The sequence below is a fragment of the Enterobacter adelaidei genome (genome assembly GCF_041937165.1).
GTDB lineage: Bacteria > Pseudomonadota > Gammaproteobacteria > Enterobacterales > Enterobacteriaceae > Enterobacter > Enterobacter adelaidei.
In genome coordinates this window covers 1,241,866-1,259,056 of record NZ_CP154353.1, presented here as the reverse complement: position 1 = coordinate 1,259,056, position 17,191 = coordinate 1,241,866, and the positions used below count along the sequence as shown (strand labels likewise).

15 protein-coding genes are annotated in these 17,191 nt (G+C 54.0%); 11 read left to right on the top strand and 4 right to left on the bottom strand.

Annotated elements, in window-relative coordinates; genetic code table 11:
- Nucleotides 1-13 precede the first annotated feature (13 nt).
- The 7 genes from kdpB (at nt 14) to potE (ending at nt 10,159) form a co-directional block, all read left to right on the top strand.
- Nucleotides 14-2,062: a potassium-transporting ATPase subunit KdpB gene (gene kdpB / locus AAHF05_RS06095; protein ID WP_129323561.1), complete on the top strand. Its 2,049-nt coding sequence runs from the start codon at nt 14-16 to the stop codon at nt 2,060-2,062.
- Between the two features lie 12 nt (nt 2,063-2,074).
- Nucleotides 2,075-2,650: a potassium-transporting ATPase subunit KdpC gene (kdpC, locus tag AAHF05_RS06090; RefSeq protein ID WP_129323562.1), complete on the top strand. Its 576-nt coding sequence runs from the start codon at nt 2,075-2,077 to the stop codon at nt 2,648-2,650.
- Nucleotides 2,651-5,338, top strand: a complete 2,688-nt coding sequence (kdpD, locus tag AAHF05_RS06085) for a two-component system sensor histidine kinase KdpD (protein WP_129323563.1) — start codon at nt 2,651-2,653, stop codon at nt 5,336-5,338.
- On the top strand, nt 5,335-6,012 hold the full coding sequence (kdpE, locus tag AAHF05_RS06080) for a two-component system response regulator KdpE (RefSeq protein ID WP_129323564.1): 678 nt from the start codon (nt 5,335-5,337) through the stop codon (nt 6,010-6,012). Before kdpD ends, kdpE begins: the two co-directional genes overlap by 4 nt.
- Before the next feature lie 279 nt (nt 6,013-6,291).
- Nucleotides 6,292-6,396, top strand: a complete 105-nt coding sequence (gene speFL / locus AAHF05_RS06075) for a leader peptide SpeFL (RefSeq protein ID WP_003858645.1) — start codon at nt 6,292-6,294, stop codon at nt 6,394-6,396.
- Nucleotides 6,397-6,650: 254 nt separating this feature from the next.
- Nucleotides 6,651-8,849 carry an ornithine decarboxylase SpeF gene (gene speF / locus AAHF05_RS06070; protein ID WP_028019451.1) on the top strand — a complete coding sequence of 733 codons (2,199 nt, stop codon included), beginning with the start codon at nt 6,651-6,653 and terminating at the stop codon, nt 8,847-8,849.
- The gene (gene potE / locus AAHF05_RS06065; RefSeq protein WP_014831099.1) at nt 8,846-10,159 is read left to right on the top strand and encodes a putrescine-ornithine antiporter; all 1,314 of its coding nucleotides are present in this window, start codon (nt 8,846-8,848) and stop codon (nt 10,157-10,159) included. The genes speF and potE overlap by 4 nt, the downstream gene beginning before the upstream one ends.
- A gap of 34 nt (nt 10,160-10,193) precedes the next feature.
- On the opposite strand, the gene pgm is transcribed toward potE, so the two are convergent.
- Nucleotides 10,194-11,834, bottom strand: coding sequence for a phosphoglucomutase (alpha-D-glucose-1,6-bisphosphate-dependent) (gene pgm / locus AAHF05_RS06060; RefSeq protein WP_028019452.1), 1,641 nt, complete (start codon nt 11,832-11,834; stop codon nt 10,194-10,196).
- A gap of 24 nt (nt 11,835-11,858) precedes the next feature.
- Entirely contained in the window at nt 11,859-12,407 is a 549-nt protein-coding gene (gene seqA / locus AAHF05_RS06055) for a replication initiation negative regulator SeqA (protein WP_108090591.1), read from the bottom strand.
- Between the two features lie 183 nt (nt 12,408-12,590).
- Here seqA and ybfF point away from each other — a divergent pair, with 183 nt between their 5' ends.
- The 4 genes from ybfF to fur all read left to right on the top strand — a co-directional run bounded on the left by ybfF (nt 12,591) and on the right by fur (nt 15,201).
- Nucleotides 12,591-13,364: an esterase gene (ybfF, locus tag AAHF05_RS06050; protein ID WP_108090592.1), complete on the top strand. Its 774-nt coding sequence runs from the start codon at nt 12,591-12,593 to the stop codon at nt 13,362-13,364.
- A gap of 128 nt (nt 13,365-13,492) precedes the next feature.
- Nucleotides 13,493-13,780, top strand: a complete 288-nt coding sequence (gene ybfE, locus AAHF05_RS06045; RefSeq protein WP_028019455.1) for a LexA regulated protein — start codon at nt 13,493-13,495, stop codon at nt 13,778-13,780.
- Nucleotides 13,781-13,935: 155 nt separating this feature from the next.
- Nucleotides 13,936-14,466: a flavodoxin FldA gene (gene fldA, locus AAHF05_RS06040; protein WP_008501067.1), complete on the top strand. Its 531-nt coding sequence runs from the start codon at nt 13,936-13,938 to the stop codon at nt 14,464-14,466.
- Nucleotides 14,467-14,754: 288 nt separating this feature from the next.
- Nucleotides 14,755-15,201 carry a ferric iron uptake transcriptional regulator gene (fur, locus tag AAHF05_RS06035; protein ID WP_014169146.1) on the top strand — a complete coding sequence of 149 codons (447 nt, stop codon included), beginning with the start codon at nt 14,755-14,757 and terminating at the stop codon, nt 15,199-15,201.
- 107 nt (nt 15,202-15,308) lie between these two features.
- Here the strand turns inward: fur and chiQ are convergent, their stop codons facing one another.
- Both chiQ and chiP read right to left on the bottom strand, forming a co-directional pair.
- Nucleotides 15,309-15,638, bottom strand: coding sequence for a ChiQ/YbfN family lipoprotein (chiQ, locus tag AAHF05_RS06030; RefSeq protein ID WP_049005351.1), 330 nt, complete (start codon nt 15,636-15,638; stop codon nt 15,309-15,311).
- A 15-nt stretch (nt 15,639-15,653) separates the two neighbouring features.
- On the bottom strand, nt 15,654-17,051 hold the full coding sequence (gene chiP / locus AAHF05_RS06025; RefSeq protein ID WP_028019457.1) for a chitoporin: 1,398 nt from the start codon (nt 17,049-17,051) through the stop codon (nt 15,654-15,656).
- Between the last annotated feature and the right edge of the window lie 140 nt (nt 17,052-17,191).

Sequence of the window (17,191 nt, the reverse complement as noted above, 5' to 3'; positions counted from 1 at the left end):
CGGAGAAATTGTCATGAGTCGTAAACAACTGGCCCTGCTCGAACCGTCATTAGTTCGCCAGGCGCTTATGGATGCGGTGAAAAAGTTGAGTCCGCGCGTCCAGTGGCACAACCCGGTGATGTTTATTGTCTGGGCGGGCAGTGTTCTGACCACCGCCCTGGCGATTGCCATGGGAACGGGCCACATGCCGGGAAATACGATGTTTACCGGCGCCATCAGCCTTTGGCTGTGGTTTACCGTGCTGTTTGCCAACTTTGCAGAAGCACTGGCGGAAGGTCGGAGTAAAGCTCAGGCCAACAGCCTGAAAGGGGTAAAAAAGACTGCCTTCGCGCGCAAGTTGCGTGAACCGAGATACGGTGCGCAGATGGATCACGTTCCGGCGGATGAACTGCGTAAGGGCGATGTGGTACTGGTGGAAGCCGGCGACATTATCCCTTGTGATGGTGAAGTGATTGAAGGCGGCGCATCAGTGGATGAAAGCGCCATCACCGGTGAATCCGCGCCGGTTATCCGTGAGTCCGGCGGCGATTTCGCCTCCGTGACGGGCGGGACGCGCATTCTCTCCGACTGGCTGGTGATCCAGTGTAGCGTTAACCCGGGGGAAACGTTCCTCGACCGGATGATCGCCATGGTGGAAGGCGCGCAGCGTCGTAAAACACCTAACGAAATCGCACTGACCATTCTGCTCGTGGCCTTGACGATCGTCTTCCTGCTGGCAACCGCGACGCTGTGGCCATTCTCCGCCTACGGAGGCACTGCAGTGACCATTACCGTTCTGGTGGCGCTGCTGGTCTGCTTGATCCCAACCACGATTGGCGGCCTGTTGTCGGCTATCGGCGTGGCCGGGATGAGCCGTATGCTCGGTGCCAACGTCATCGCTACCAGTGGACGTGCCGTTGAAGCCGCCGGCGACGTGGATGTGTTGCTGCTGGATAAAACCGGGACCATCACCCTCGGCAACCGCCAGGCGTCAGATTTCTTACCCGCTCCAGGCGTGGATGAAAAAACGCTGGCAGATGCCGCGCAACTCTCTTCCCTTGCCGATGAAACGCCGGAAGGCCGCAGTATTGTGATTCTTGCTAAGCAGCGCTTTAACCTGCGCCAGCGCGACGTTCAGAACCTGCATGCCACTTTCGTGCCCTTCACGGCGCAAACCCGCATGAGTGGGATTAACATTCAGGATCGCATGATCCGTAAAGGTTCCGTTGATGCGATTCGTCGTCATATTGAAGCCAACAACGGTCATTTCCCACCGGAAGTAGACAACCTGGTTGAGAGCGTTGCCCGTCAGGGTGCCACACCGCTGGTAGTGGCTGAGGGGGCTCATGTTCTGGGGGTGATTGCCCTGAAGGACATCGTCAAAGGCGGCATCAAAGAACGTTTTGCCCAGTTGCGTAAAATGGGGATCAAAACGGTGATGATCACCGGGGACAACCGTCTTACTGCCGCGGCGATTGCCGCCGAAGCGGGCGTCGATGATTTTCTTTCCGAAGCCACACCGGAAGCCAAGCTGGCGTTGATCCGCCAGTATCAGGCAGAAGGTCGTCTGGTGGCAATGACCGGGGACGGTACCAACGATGCCCCTGCCCTTGCGCAGGCCGACGTGGCAGTGGCGATGAACTCCGGTACCCAGGCAGCCAAAGAGGCGGGCAACATGGTCGATCTCGACTCTAACCCGACCAAGCTGATTGAAGTGGTGCACATCGGCAAACAGATGCTGATGACGCGCGGTTCGCTGACCACGTTCAGTATCGCCAATGACGTGGCAAAGTATTTCGCCATTATTCCGGCCGCGTTTGCTGCGACCTACCCACAACTGAATGCGCTGAACGTGATGCACCTGCACTCTCCGGCCTCGGCCATTCTGAGCGCAGTGATCTTTAACGCCCTGATTATTGTCTTCCTGATCCCGCTGGCGCTGAAAGGCGTGAGCTATAAACCACTCACTGCGGCCGCCATGCTGCGCCGCAACCTGTGGATTTACGGCCTGGGCGGACTGGTGGTGCCCTTCATCGGTATCAAGGTTATCGACCTGCTGTTGACGCTATTCGGCCTGGTTTAAAAGGTGATTCAAATGACGATGTTACGCCCCGCTATACTTCTGTTTATTCTGCTGTCTCTTATTACTGGCGGACTGTATCCGCTGGTGACCACCGCGCTGGGCCAGTGGTGGTTTAAGGATCAGGCCAATGGCTCGCTGATTATGCAAAACGGTGAAAACCGCGGTTCGCGCCTGATTGGACAGAACTTTACGGATGCCCGTTACTTCCAGGGACGCCCTTCTGCCACTGCCGAAAGCCCGTATAATCCGATGGCTTCCGGTGGCAGCAACCTGGCAGGCAGCAACCCAGAGCTGGACAAAGCCGTCGCTGAACGCGTGGCAGCCCTGCGCAGCGCCAATCCTCAGGCCAGCCGCGAGGTTCCCGTGGAACTGGTGACGGCCTCTGCCAGCGGGCTGGACTACAGCCTGACGCCAGCAGCGGCGGCATGGCAGATCCCGCGCGTCGCCGCCGCCCGTCAGTTGACCGTCGAGCAGGTCAGCCAGCTGGTTGCAGAGCACACGCAAAAGCCGCTGGTCGGCTTCATCGGCATGCCTGTGGTAAATATTGTTGAGCTGAATCTGGCGCTGGACGCGCTAAGGAAAAACTAAATGACCGACGAGCCCATGCGCCCGGATCCGGACAGGCTGCTAGAACAGACGGCTGAAGCCCATCGTGGCAAATTGAAAATCTTCTTCGGCGCCTGTGCGGGGGTCGGGAAAACCTTCGCCATGCTGACGGAAGCCCAGCGGCTCCGGGCGCAGGGGCTCGATATTCTGATCGGCGTTGTGGAAACCCACGGACGTAAAGAGACGGCGTCGCTGCTGAAGGGGCTGGCTACCCAGCCGCCCCGACGCATCAGCCATCGTGGTCGGTTAGTCACCGAATTCGATCTCGATGCCGCCCTCGCCCGGCGTCCTGCGCTTATCCTGATGGACGAACTGGCGCACAGCAATGCGCCAGGCTCACGCCATCCAAAACGCTGGCAGGACGTTGAAGAGTTACTTGAAGCCGGTATTGACGTTTTCACGACGGTTAACGTTCAGCATCTCGAAAGCCTGAACGACGTGGTGAGCGGCGTCACCGGCATTCAGGTGCGCGAGACGGTGCCTGACCCCTTCTTCGATTCCGCGGACGAGGTGGTGCTGGTCGACCTTCCGCCTGATGATTTGCGCCAGCGTCTGCACGAAGGCAAAGTCTATATCGCCGGCCAGGCCGAGCGCGCCATCGAACATTTCTTTCGCAAAGGCAACCTGATTGCCCTGCGCGAACTGGCTTTACGCCGAACTGCTGACCGTGTTGACGATCAGATGCGTGCCTGGCGTGACCTGCAGGGCCAGGAACGCGTCTGGCATACGCGGGATGCCATCCTCCTGTGTATTGGTCACGGCAGCGGCAATGAAAAACTTGTCCGCACCGCCGCTCGCCTTGCGGCCAAATTTGGCAGCGTCTGGCATGCGGTGTATGTCGAAACGCCGCAGCTACACGCGCTACCAGAAAACCAACGCCGGGCAATTCTGAGTTCGCTGCGCCTGGCCCAGGAGCTGGGCGCGGAAACGGCGACCCTTTCCGATCCTCAGGAAGATAAAGCTATTCTGCGCTACGCGCGCGAACATAACCTGGGGAAGATTGTGATTGGTCGTCGCCAGCACCGTCGCTGGTTTAGCCGCGAATCTTTTGCTGACAAACTGGCTCGCCGCGCGCCTGATTTGGATCTGGTGATCGTTGCACTGGATGACAAACCCACCCCCTTACCGACTCGCGCGCCAGACAGCCGCACCTTTAGCGATAAATGGCGCATTCAGCTTCGCGGTTGCTTTGTCGCCGTCGTGCTTTGTGCCCTGATTACCGTGATTGCCAGCCAGTGGCTGATTGCGTTTGATGCCGCCAACCTGGTGATGGTCTACCTCCTTGGCGTGGTGGTTGTGGCACTCTTTTACGGACGCTGGCCGTCGGTACTGGCGACGGTTATCAACGTTATCAGCTTTGATCTGTTCTTTATTGCCCCCCGCGGAACGCTTGCCGTTTCGGACGTACAGTACATACTCACCTTCGCCGTGATGCTCACCGTCGGGCTGGTGATCGGTAATCTGACGGCGGGCGTGCGCTATCAGGCGCGTATTGCCCGTTATCGCGAACAACGCACGCGTCATCTCTATGAGATGTCGAAATCGCTGGCGGTGGGTCGCACGCCGCTGGATATCGTGCAGACCAGCGAGCAGTTTATCCGCTCGACGTTTCATGCCAGCAACCTGATTTTACTCCCGGACGAACACGGCAAGCTGCGCCCACTGACGTCGGCCACAGGCATGACGCCCTGGGACGAAGCCATCGCGCGCTGGAGCTTTGACAAGGGGTTACCGGCGGGCGCGGGGACAGACACCCTGCCCGGCGTGCCTTATCAAATTTTGCCTCTGCGAAGTGCAGATAAAAACCAGGGGCTGGTTATCGTTGAGCCGTCAAATCTGCGTCAACTGATGATCCCTGAGCAGCAACGACTGCTGGAAACCTTTACGCTGCTGGTTGCCAGCGCGCTGGAACGGCTGGCGCTGACTGCCAGCGAAGAACAGGCTCGTCTGGCAAGCGAGCGTGAGAGTATTCGTAACTCATTGCTTGCGGCGCTCTCTCACGATCTGCGGACCCCACTCACCGTACTGTTTGGTCAGTCAGAAATCCTGACCCTGGATTTGGCGGCAGAAGGCTCTAAACATGCCCTTCAGGCCAGCGAGATCCGCCAGCATGTCCTGAATACCACGCGGCTGGTGAATAACCTGCTCGATATGGCGCGTATTCAGTCAGGCGGATTTAACCTCAAAAAAGAGTGGCTCACGCTCGAAGAGGTGGTAGGCAGCGCGCTGAAAATGCTGGAGCCTGGCCTTGGCGGGCGTCATATTGCGTTGAACATGCCCGAACCGCTTACCTTAATTCACGTTGATGGTCCGCTGTTTGAACGGGTGCTGATCAACCTGCTGGAAAATGCCGGTAAGTATGCGGGACCCACAGCCCGGATTGGGGTCGATGCGACGGTGGAAGATCGGACGCTTCGCCTTGAAGTCTGGGATACCGGGCCAGGTATTCCTGCCGGACAAGAGTTGGCCATTTTCGAAAAATTCGCGCGTGGCAATAAGGAGTCGGCCATTCCGGGGGTTGGGCTGGGGCTGGCCATTTGCCAGGCAATTATTGATGTCCATGGCGGGACCATTTCTGCAGAGAATCGTCCGGATGGGGGGGCGCGTTTTTGTGTTACACTTCCTCTGGAAACTCCGCCGGAACTTAATGAATTGCCAGAGGATTTGTGATTAACGTTCTGATTGTTGAAGATGAGATCGCTATTAGCCGGTTTCTGCGCGCTGCGCTGGAAGGAGATGGCCTGCGCGTTCATGATGCGGGTACGCTTCAACGGGGTTTAATTGAAGCCGCCACCCGTAAGCCGGACCTGGTGATCCTCGATCTCGGTCTGCCGGATGGTGACGGCATTGATTTTATCCGCGAAGTCCGCCAGTGGAGCCAGATGCCGATTCTCGTGCTCTCCGCCCGTACTGAAGAGACGGATAAAATCGCGGCGCTGGATGCCGGGGCGGATGACTATCTGATAAAACCTTTTGGGATCGGCGAACTACAGGCTCGCCTTCGCGTGGCGCTGCGTCGCCACAGCGCCACCACGCCCGCCGATCCCACGTACACGTTTGGTGATATCCAGGTTGACCTTGCCGCCCGGCGCATTGTGCACGGTGAGGAGGAGATCCATCTCACCCCAATAGAATTTCGACTGCTTGCCGTGTTGCTCAATAACCACGGGAAGGTGCTCACCCAACGCCAGCTACTCAGCCAGGTGTGGGGGCCAAATGCCGTGGAGCATAGTCACTATTTACGCATATATATGGGACACCTTCGTCAGAAACTCGAAGTCGACCCCGCTCGCCCTCGTCATTTATTAACTGAAACCGGTATCGGTTATCGGTTTATGCTTTGAATAACTATTCATTTTATTTATAAATAAAACTAAGCTCACTTATTAAATATTCGAAAAATAACCCGATGGTTATTTTTCCGTCTTATTTTTGCCCATTCAAAACATTAATAACACAACCCATTAACGCATAACCAACAAATCAGCATTTTGATCTGCGATATTCATCAAAAACGAATATTTATTTCTGATTTGATCGGTTAATGGTGATCTTCTTCACAGTTCATAGCCCTTTCCTGGATAGAATGACCATGCTTTCAATTACTGAAAGGAAAATGAAACATGGAAAACAACAATCGTTTAATGCCCCATATAAGGCGGACAACACATATCATGATGTTTGCCCACCGAAACTGCTTTGACTTTCATCTCTTTAATGCCCGGTAGTCCTTCGACTTCTGGCGCACCCGCTTACAGGTCATCCTGAAACTCATTTATTTACAGGCAATTGCCTGTGAACCCGTGCGCTTATTCATCTTAATTCAGACGCATCTGCAACCGGGCAGACTGAATTTCAATCATCAAAAAGCAACTCACTGATTTTAATCAGCGGTCACCCTTTGCTTTTTTTCCGGGAAATTATCGATTTCTTTTTTACAAGGAATCGAGGGACTTCTATTACCTAAAATAAAGAGATAAAGATGAAAAATTTAAAAATCGCAGCCAGCCGTGCATGCCCTGATTGCTTTACCACTCAGCGTGAACTCGTGGATGTCAGAGCCTCTGATTATATTGATGTTGCCGCTATTGTTCTGGCGGTCAGCGATATTTCCAGCGGCATTCTGGAAGAAATAGAAGCCACCGGGTTTGGCATTCCTGTTTTTGTCGCAACGCACAAAGAAGAGATCATCCCGGCAGACTATTTATCGCGCATTCACGGCGTTTTCGAACACTCAGACACCAGCAACGACTATTATGGACGTCAACTGGAAGCGGCGGCCCAGAAGTATGAAACCCAGTTGCGACCGCCGTTTTTCCGCGCCCTGGTCGACTACGTGAAACAGGGTAACAGCGCCTTTGACTGCCCGGGGCATCAGGGCGGCCAGTTCTTCCGCCGCCATCCTGCCGGTAATCAGTTTGTCGATTTCTTTGGTGAAACGCTCTTCCGTTCCGACCTGTGCAACGCCGACGTGGCGATGGGCGATCTGCTGATCCATGAAGGTGCGCCGTGCATTGCGCAGCAACATGCGGCGAAAGTCTTTAATGCCGATAAGACCTACTTCGTGCTGAATGGAACGTCATCATCCAACAAAGTAGTGCTTAACGCCCTGCTCACTCCTGGCGACCTGGTCCTGTTTGACCGTAACAACCATAAATCGAACCATCACGGTGCCCTCCTCCAGGCAGGTGCAACACCAGTCTATCTGGAAACCGCGCGTAACCCGTACGGCTTTATCGGGGGTATTGACGCCCACTGCTTTGAAGAGAGTTATCTGCGCGAGCTGGTATCAGAAGTCGCACCAGGCAGAGCGCGTGATGCACGTCCGTTCCGCCTGGCGGTAATCCAGCTAGGTACTTACGATGGCACCATTTATAACGCTCGTCAGGTGGTAGATAAGATTGGCCCTCTGTGTGACTACATCCTGTTTGACTCAGCCTGGGTAGGTTACGAGCAGTTTATTCCGATGATGGCCGACTGCTCTCCACTGCTGCTGGAACTGAACGAAAACGACCCGGGCATTCTGGTGACCCAGTCCGTGCATAAACAACAGGCTGGCTTCTCGCAAACCTCGCAGATCCACAAGAAAGACAGCCACATCAAAGGTCAACAGCGCTATGTGCCCCACAAGCGTCTGAATAATGCCTTTATGATGCACGCCTCCACCAGCCCATTCTATCCGCTGTTTGCCGCACTGGATATCAACGCCCGCATGCATGAAGGCCAGAGTGGCCGCAACATGTGGATGGACTGCGTGGTCACCGGTATCGAAGCGCGTAAGCTGATCCTGCAGAATTGCCAGTATCTGCGTCCATTCGTGCCAGATATGGTGGATGGTCGTCCGTGGGAAAGCTGGGAGACGTCGGAAATCGCTACCGATCTGCGCTTCTTCCATTTTGTTCCCGGTGAGAACTGGCATGCTTTTGAGGGCTACGCCGAACATCAATATTTTATCGACCCGTGCAAACTGCTGCTGACCACGCCAGGCATTAACGCGCGTACCGGCGAGTATGAGGATTTCGGGGTACCTGCCACAATCCTTGCCAACTTCCTGCGTGAAAACGGCATTGTGCCGGAGAAATGCGACCTCAACTCGATCCTGTTCCTCCTCACCCCTGCGGAGGATATGGGCAAGCTGCAACAACTGGTAGCACAGCTGGTGCGCTTCGAAAAACTGCTCGAGAGCGATGTTCCGCTGAAAGACGTCCTGCCTTCTCTTTACAAACAACATCCTGAGCGTTACGCAGATTACACCCTGCGCCAGATTTGCCAGGAGATGCATGACCTGTATGCCCGTCACAACGTGAAACAGCTGCAAAAAGAGATGTTCCGCAAATCCCACTTCCCACGCGTGATGATGAATCCACAAGATGCGAACTACGCCTATCTGCGCGGTGAAGTTGAACTGGTGTCCCTGCGCGACGCGGAAGGTCGCATCGCTGCCGAAGGCGCACTCCCTTATCCACCAGGAGTGTTGTGTGTTGTCCCAGGGGAAGTCTGGGGCGGTTCCGTACTGCGCTACTTTGCCGCACTGGAAGAAGGCATCAACCTTCTGCCTGGCTTCGCACCGGAACTGCAGGGCGTGTATGTCGAGGAGTGTGAAGGGCGCAAAGAGGTTCGCTGCAACGTCATCAAACAACCCACCGCTCAGCCTGCACTGCTGAAAGGAGAGAAATTATGAGTAAATCCAACAAAATGGGCGTGGTGCAGCTGACCATCCTTACCATGGTTAACATGATGGGGTCAGGGATCATCATGCTGCCGACCAAGCTTGCAGAAGTGGGAACCATTTCGATTATCTCCTGGCTGGTGACCGCCGTAGGGTCAATGGCACTGGCATGGGCCTTTGCCAAATGCGGGATGTTCAGCCGCAAGTCAGGCGGGATGGGGGGCTATGCAGAATACGCCTTTGGTAAGTCAGGCAACTTTATGGCCAACTATACCTATGGTGTGTCATTGCTGATCGCCAACGTGGCGATTGCCATTTCCGCCGTGGGTTACGGTACGGAGCTGTTTGGTGCCACGCTGAGCCCGGTACAAATTGGGCTGGCGACCATCGGTGTGCTGTGGATCTGCACCGTGGCTAACTTTGGCGGCGCGCGTATCACCGGACAGCTCAGCAGCATCACCGTCTGGGGCGTGATTATCCCGGTTGTTGGCCTGTGCATCATCGGCTGGTTCTGGTTCAGCCCGACCTTGTACGCGAACTCCTGGAACCCTCACCATGTACCGTTCTTTACCGCAGTGGGTTCTTCCATTGCCATGACGCTTTGGGCCTTCCTCGGTCTGGAATCTGCCTGCGCGAATGCGGAAGTGGTTGAGAACCCTGAGAAGAACGTGCCGATTGCAGTCCTCGGCGGAACGCTGGGCGCGGCGGTGATCTATATCGTCTCGACTAACGTGATTGCCGGGATTGTGCCAAACATGGATCTGGCTAACTCTACGGCGCCGTTTGGTCTGGCCTTTGCGCAGATGTTCACGCCAGAAGTCGGGAAAGTGATCATGGGCCTGATGGTGATGTCCTGCTGCGGTTCACTCCTCGGCTGGCAGTTCACCATCGCTCAGGTCTTTAAATCCTCGGCTGACGAAGGGTACTTCCCGAAAATCTTCTCCCGCGTCACCAAAGCGGATGCACCGGTGCAGGGCATGCTGGCGATTGTCATCTTCCAGAGTGGATTATCGCTGATGACCATTAGCCCGTCGCTGAACAGCCAGTTCAACGTGCTGGTTAACCTGGCGGTCGTGACGAACATCATTCCGTATATTCTGTCGATGGCGGCGCTGGTGATTATTCAGAAGGTGGCGAAGGTGGATCCACGCAAAGCGCGGGCAGCCAATATCGTGGCGCTGATTGGGGCAATCTACAGCTTCTATGCGCTCTACTCATCCGGCCAGGAAGCAATGCTTTACGGCGCAATGGTCACCTTTATGGGCTGGACGCTGTACGGTCTGGTGTCACCACGGTTCGAGTTAAAGAATAAGCACAGCTAAAAAAAAGGGAGCCATTCGGCTCCCTTTTTCATTCTTACGCGTTTTTCAACACTTCACTGACAATCTCTACCGCTTCTTTCTCAATCTGCTGACGATGTTCAGCGCCGAGGAAGCTTTCGCAATAGATCTTGTACGCATCTTCGGTACCGGATGGACGCGCGGCAAACCAGCCGTTTTCAGTCATCACTTTCAGGCCGCCAATAGAGGCTCCATTACCCGGTGCAGCCGTCAGGCGTGCAGTGATCGGGTCGCCAGCCAGCGTGCTCGCACTGACCATCTCCGGAGAGAGTTTGGACAGGGCGGCTTTCTGAGCTGAAGTCGCCGATGCCTGAATACGGTTATAGCTTGGTGCACCAAAGCGTGCAGCCAGCTCATTGTAGTGTTCCTGCGGGTTTTTACCGGTGACAGCGGTAATTTCCGCCGCCAGCAGGCACATAATGATGCCGTCTTTATCGGTTGACCATGGCGTGCCGTCGAAACGCAGGAAAGATGCCCCGGCGCTCTCTTCACCGCCAAAGCCGAAGCTGCCGTCGTGCAGACCGTCAACGAACCATTTGAAGCCCACCGGCACTTCCACCAGCTTGCGGCCCAGCGCGTCGACAACACGGTCGATCATCGCAGAGGAGACCAGCGTTTTGCCCACAGCAACCTCTTTGCCCCACTGCGGACGGTGCTGGAACAGGTAGTTAATCGCTACCGCCAGGTAATGGTTCGGGTTCATCAGCCCTGCCGGGGTGACGATACCATGACGGTCGTAATCCGGGTCGTTGGCAAATGCCAGATCGAATTTGTCGCGCAGCGCCAGCAGGCCCGCCATCGCACATTCAGAGGAGCAGTCCATACGGATTGCGCCGTCTTTATCCAGGTGCATAAAGCGGAAGGTCTGATCGACGTGATCGTTCACGATGGTCAGATCCAGCTTGTAATGCTCAGCAATGCGTTTCCAGTATTCAATACCGGAGCCACCGAGCGGATCCACACCCAGCTTCAGACCAGCTTTCTGAATCGCCGCCATGTCGACGATATCCGCCAGTCCTTCAATAAACGGCTGTACCAGATCCAGCTCTTTCACATGACCAGATGCCATCGCAGCATCCAGAGAAATACGCTTCACACCTTTCAGGCCATCGGCTAACAGGGCGTTAGCACGATCTTCCACCACTTTGGTGACGTTAGTATCAGCCGGGCCGCCATTAGGTGGGTTGTATTTGATACCACCATCTTCCGGCGGGTTGTGGGATGGCGTGATAACGATCCCGTCAGCCAGCGCGCCCCCTTTCTTGTTGTGCACAAGAATGGCGTTAGACACCGCAGGCGTTGGCGTGAATCCGTTATTCTCCTGAATAATCACATCAACGCCGTTTGCGGCCAGCACTTCCAGGACAGAAATGAATGCCGGCTCAGACAAAGCATGGGTATCTTTTCCCACATAGCATGGACCAGTAACGCCATTTTTGGCGCGCTCTTCCGCAATGGCCTGAGCAATGGCCAGAATGTGCGGTTCGTTAAAGCTATGGCGCGCCGCGCTACCGCGGTGACCAGATGTACCAAACTTCACGGCGTGTTCTGCATTGCCCACAACCGGCTTCAGAACGTAATACTGCGCGGTCAGCTGAGCGACATTAATCAAATCGCTTTGTTGTGCAGGTTGGCCTGCACGGCTGTGATTTGCCATTACCGGGTCCTTCTGATGCAAGGGTTAAATTGTACCGCAAACCTTTTCAATCAATTCCGCCGGGAACTGCATAGACTGCATGATGTGTTCAATCATGCTGCACTTGCGGCCCGTATTGGTATTGGTGATCACCCAGTACGGAGTGCCAGGGACATGTTTGGGTTTGGTTTGATTGCCATTTTGCAGCAGCGTTTGCTCGTCACCCGCGAAATAGACGCGAGTACGACCGTGCAGCGACTCGGTCGCTTCAGCAAACGCTTTGTTATCCAGTGAGTAGAGTGTAGACAGCACCAGCATAAAGCGGTTAACCGCCTTTTTTTGCTCCGCATATTCATCGGACAGCAGCAGCTCGCGCATCGCCCGTACTTTATCTTTTGCCGGTGTCACGGCAGGTTTTGCTTGTGCAACAACGCTCTGCTGAGACACGACATCTTTGGTAACTGGGGTGACAGGCTGTGAAGCGGCGGAAATTTTAAGCATGCGCCGTAAAATGTCGGACGCACTCTCCCCGATATGCCGCGTCTGGCTGGCAATATACTGATAGAGTTCGTCATCAACTTCGATTGTTTTCATCTTAATCCAGTGCGATATCTTATCTGAATACAAGTCATTGGGATTATAAGGTCAAATCCCAACAGCGGATAGCGTCAAACCAGGTTGGCGGCAAAAGTCAGATTAAACTGGAACCTTGCAGCCGGGCGGCAGAATGGTCAACATGATACCCTAACCTGACATACGTAAAAAAAGAACTTTGCCATGAAATTGAATACCCGAGCGCAAACTGCACAATCGCCGAACAATAATTCTCCCATCGTACTGGTTCACGGACTTTTTGGCAGCCTGGATAACCTGGGCGTGCTGGCGCGCGATCTGGTTAGCGATCACGACATTTTGCAAGTCGACATGCGCAATCACGGTCTTTCAGGGCGCTCAGAAGAGATGACCTACGCGGCAATGGCGCAGGATCTGCTGGATACGCTGGATGCCAACAACCTGCAAAAGGTCACCCTCATCGGGCATTCAATGGGCGGGAAAGCGGTGATGGCCCTGACGGCGCTCGCACCTGAGAGAATTCAGGGTCTGGTGGTAATCGATGTTGCTCCGGTGGATTACGACGTTCGACGCCATGACGAAATTTTCGCGGCGATCAACGCGGTAACAGAGGCTGGTGCCACAACGCGTCAACAAGCGGCTGCCGTCATGCGTGAGCATCTTGATGAAGAAGGTGTCGTGCAGTTCCTGCTGAAGTCATTTGTTGACGGACAATGGCGTTTTAACGTGCCGGTGCTCTGGGAGCAGTACAACAATATCGTAGGCTGGGAAACGGTACCTGTTTGGCCGCATCCTACCCTCTTTATCCGTGGCGGTAACTCGCCTTACGTCACCGACGCGTACCGCGACGCATTGCTGGCGCAATTCCCGCAGGCTCGTGCTCATGTTATCGCCGGGGCCGGACACTGGGTTCACGCGGAAAAACCTGACGCCGTATTGCGCGCCATTCGCCGCTATCTTGCTGATACTGCAAATTGATTAAAAAGAGAGCGACTGGAAGGCTGCAGGCTTCCAGTCGTTGGCGTGCCGTTTTTGGTGATGTATGATGGCGCGCTTATCGCCCGGGCATTAGCAGGGCGGCGTGTTTCCCCCGAAGTCTCAGAATCATGGCCAAAGAACAAACGGACCGTACGACACTAGATCTGTTCGCGAATGAGCGTCGCCCGGGACGACCGAAAACGAATCCGCTTTCGCGCGATGAACAGCTGCGTATCAATAAACGCAATCAGCTTAAACGCGATAAAAATCGTGGGCTTAAGCGTGTCGAACTGAAGCTCAACGCCGACGCCGTCGATGCGCTTAACGAGCTGGCTGACGCGCGAAATATTAGCCGCAGCGAACTCATTGAAGAGATGTTGCTCGTCCAGCTTGAGACGTTACGCAGCCAGGCATAAGTCTGAAAATCCCCTTTATCGCCCTTTTCATGTAGCACAGAGTGCAGTCCTGCGCGATAGCTGTTTCCGCAGGGTTGCCAGTTCTGCTATTATTGCCCTTATCCGTGGCCGAATTGCGCCACCATACTATTAAGTTTCAAGAGGTTATTTTACTCATGGCAATCATCGGCATTTTCTTCGGCAGTGATACCGGCAATACCGAAAATATCGCAAAAAACATTCAAAAACAGCTCGGTAAAGACGTTGCTGATGTGCATGACATCGCCAAGAGCAGCAAAGAAGATCTCGAAGGCTATGACATTCTGCTGCTAGGTATTCCAACCTGGTACTACGGTGAAGCCCAGTGTGACTGGGATGATTTCTTCCCGACGCTGGAAGAAGTTGATTTCAACGGCAAGCTGGTTGCCCTTTTTGGCTGTGGCGATCAGGAAGACTACGCAGAATATTTCTGTGATGCGCTGGGTACCATCCGCGACATCATTGAGCCAAATGGCGCGGTTATCGTAGGCCACTGGCCAACGGCGGGTTACCACTTCGAAGCCTCTAAAGGCCTGGCTGATGACGATCATTTCGTGGGTCTGGCCATCGACGAAGACCGCCAGCCTGAACTGACCGCAGAGCGTGTTGAGAAGTGGGTTAAGCAGATCCGTGAAGAACTGCACCTGGATGATATTCTGAACGCCTGATTTTTATCGTGGCGCAACTGCGGTTGCGCCACGCCCCAGGTCAAACCGATTAAATTAATTGCTACAATCTTTTAACTTTTTCGCCCAGACCTGTACAATGTCTCCCTGAAAAATGTGGTTTCCATTGAGCAAGTTTGTTGGTGATACCCCATTTTTATAAGCATATTTTGCCTGAGACTTGCTGTTTTCATTTAGACATGGCAGTTCTATAATGAGACGCATTATCCAAGGTGCATTTTCTGTCACTTCCTACAGAAGTGAATCGTTTAGCAACAGGACAGATTCCGCATGACTGACAACAATACCGCATTAAAGAAGGCTGGCCTGAAAGTTACGCTTCCTCGGTTAAAAATCCTTGAAGTGCTTCAGGGTCCAGACAATCACCATGTCAGTGCGGAAGACCTTTATAAACGTCTTATTGACATGGGCGAAGAAATTGGGCTCGCTACCGTCTATCGCGTGCTGAACCAGTTTGATGACGCGGGCATTGTTACCCGTCATAATTTCGAAGGCGGTAAATCTGTATTCGAACTGACCCAGCAACAGCACCACGATCACCTGATCTGCCTCGACTGTGGCAAGGTCATTGAATTTAGCGATGACTCCATCGAAGCGCGCCAGCGTGAAATCGCGGCTCGTCATGGCATCCGCCTGACCAACCACAGCCTGTACCTGTATGGTCACTGTGCTGAAGGTGATTGCCGCGAAGACGATCACGCGCACGACGCTAAATAACTCAAGCTTTCATACTCTGAGCCAGCCGCGAGGTTGGCTTTTTTTTGCCTGTTATTTGACGCAAAAAAGCCCGGTAGCGTTGTGCTACCGGGCATGATGACAGAGAATTATTTGCTGTTGTTACTGCGAATCTCTTTCCAGATCTGGTCGCAACGCTTCGCCACTTCCTGATCGTTTCCGGTTTTACGTGCCTGAATACAGGCCTGGTAATCCATCACGCGAACGTTTTCCTGTGTGGCGAACTGCTCATGTGCCTTCTCTTTCTTCAGCACATTCAGCACGCTCTGACAGGCTTCGATCTTCTCCGGTGAACCTTCCGCTGTGTTAATGCAGGCGCTATACGCCTCTTTAAGACGCGAGTCCTCTTTCGGTGCCTGCTCCTGCGCACACCCCGCCAGCCCCGCAGCCAGCAACGCGACGATTACGATGTTTTTCATCATGTTCTGTCTCCATTAGAAGATAGTGAACGGAGCGATAACCATGAATTTCACGTCACGCTCATCCTGGAAGATGTTGCCGTAACCGCCTGCGTAGCTCGGAATGTCGGAGTGGTTGTCGTACTGGGTGAAGTGCAGTTTGAACATCGTGCCTTTCGCGCGGCCGTCCTGCAGGGTGTAGATAGCATCCAGGCTGTAAGAAGACTCTTTCAGGCGATAGTTTGGATCGTAGTAAGCGTCCGGTGTAGCCATATCTGCAGGTTTTGCATCCCAGGCATAAGCGTAAGATGCACCCACCGCCCAGCCTGGCAGGTTCCAGTTTTTCAGATCATACATCGCACCGAAGAACACCGCTTTTTCGCCGTCGGCGTTGAAGTCAGAGCGGTTATCCCACCAGATATCAAGACGACCGTTAGACGATGCATAGGTTGGGGTCATACGCTGCAGGAAGTACCCCTGCTGCCCTTCCGCTTTCACCCACGTGCCTTCCAGACGCAAATCAACCTGTCCGACTTTGTAGCCGAAGGTGAGAGCCTGCAACCACGCGGTGCCGTCATAGATATCATTGACGCCACCATTACTGACTTTGTCGCGCGTACCGTAGAACTGGTAGCTGGTGCTCAGCGGGCTACCCGCGATATCAAATTTATAGCTGGCCTTGGCAAAGTACTGATCGATGTAACCTTGAGCCTGGCCAAATGCCGCCTCAAGTACCAGGTCGTTTTTAAAGTCGTATTTAGCACCCAGTGAATGGAGATAATCTACTTTGGTTTTCTTATCGTTCTGGTAGAACTTGTCCATTTCAATGTGCCATGGTGCTTTGTACTCGTTGGTCCACATATAGGAGAAGCTCAACGCACCTGCATCACCGTAATCAAAGTTGGCACCCGCTTCCGCGCCCTGGTAAGTACCCGGCATAAAGCTCCAGTGTGGTGCTAACAATGTCTGACCGGTTGGCTGAATATAACCACCGCGCGCCCATACCGGGCCGTATTTGAATTTCGCTGCTGCCTTATACAGGCTGATACCGCTTTTATCTCCGGACCAGTCTTCTTTATAGGCTTTATTACTGGAGGAGAATGCGATTTCGTTCGGGTGGGCGCTGTCGCCGTTTTCCGCCATTTCAATTGCCGTGAATGCAGCAATATCCAGACCGAACATATCGGCAGCATAACCAGACTGGAAATCCAGATTGGCGTTCCAGGTGGAGTGAGAAAGGTTGGTTTTGTATTTGTCTTCAGTGACGTCTTTACGGTCACGTTCACGCTGCCAGTAGTAAATCCCCCCCGTGAGGGTTGAATCATCAATAAAACCTGCTGCCTTCGCCTCTGGTGCAATCACCAGGCCCGACATTGCTGTCACACCGGCAATAGCCAGCGCCAGCGCACTACGTTTGCCACTGAACGTACGCATAGATTATTCCTCTTTGACGAATTAAAACGCCTTAAACGGCGAAAAATATAAAAGACCTAATGGTCAGGGGTAGTTAGAAATACCCTCGAATTAACTACCGCCTTTAGGTTATTTTTCGCGACGCGAATTATCAATGCTTT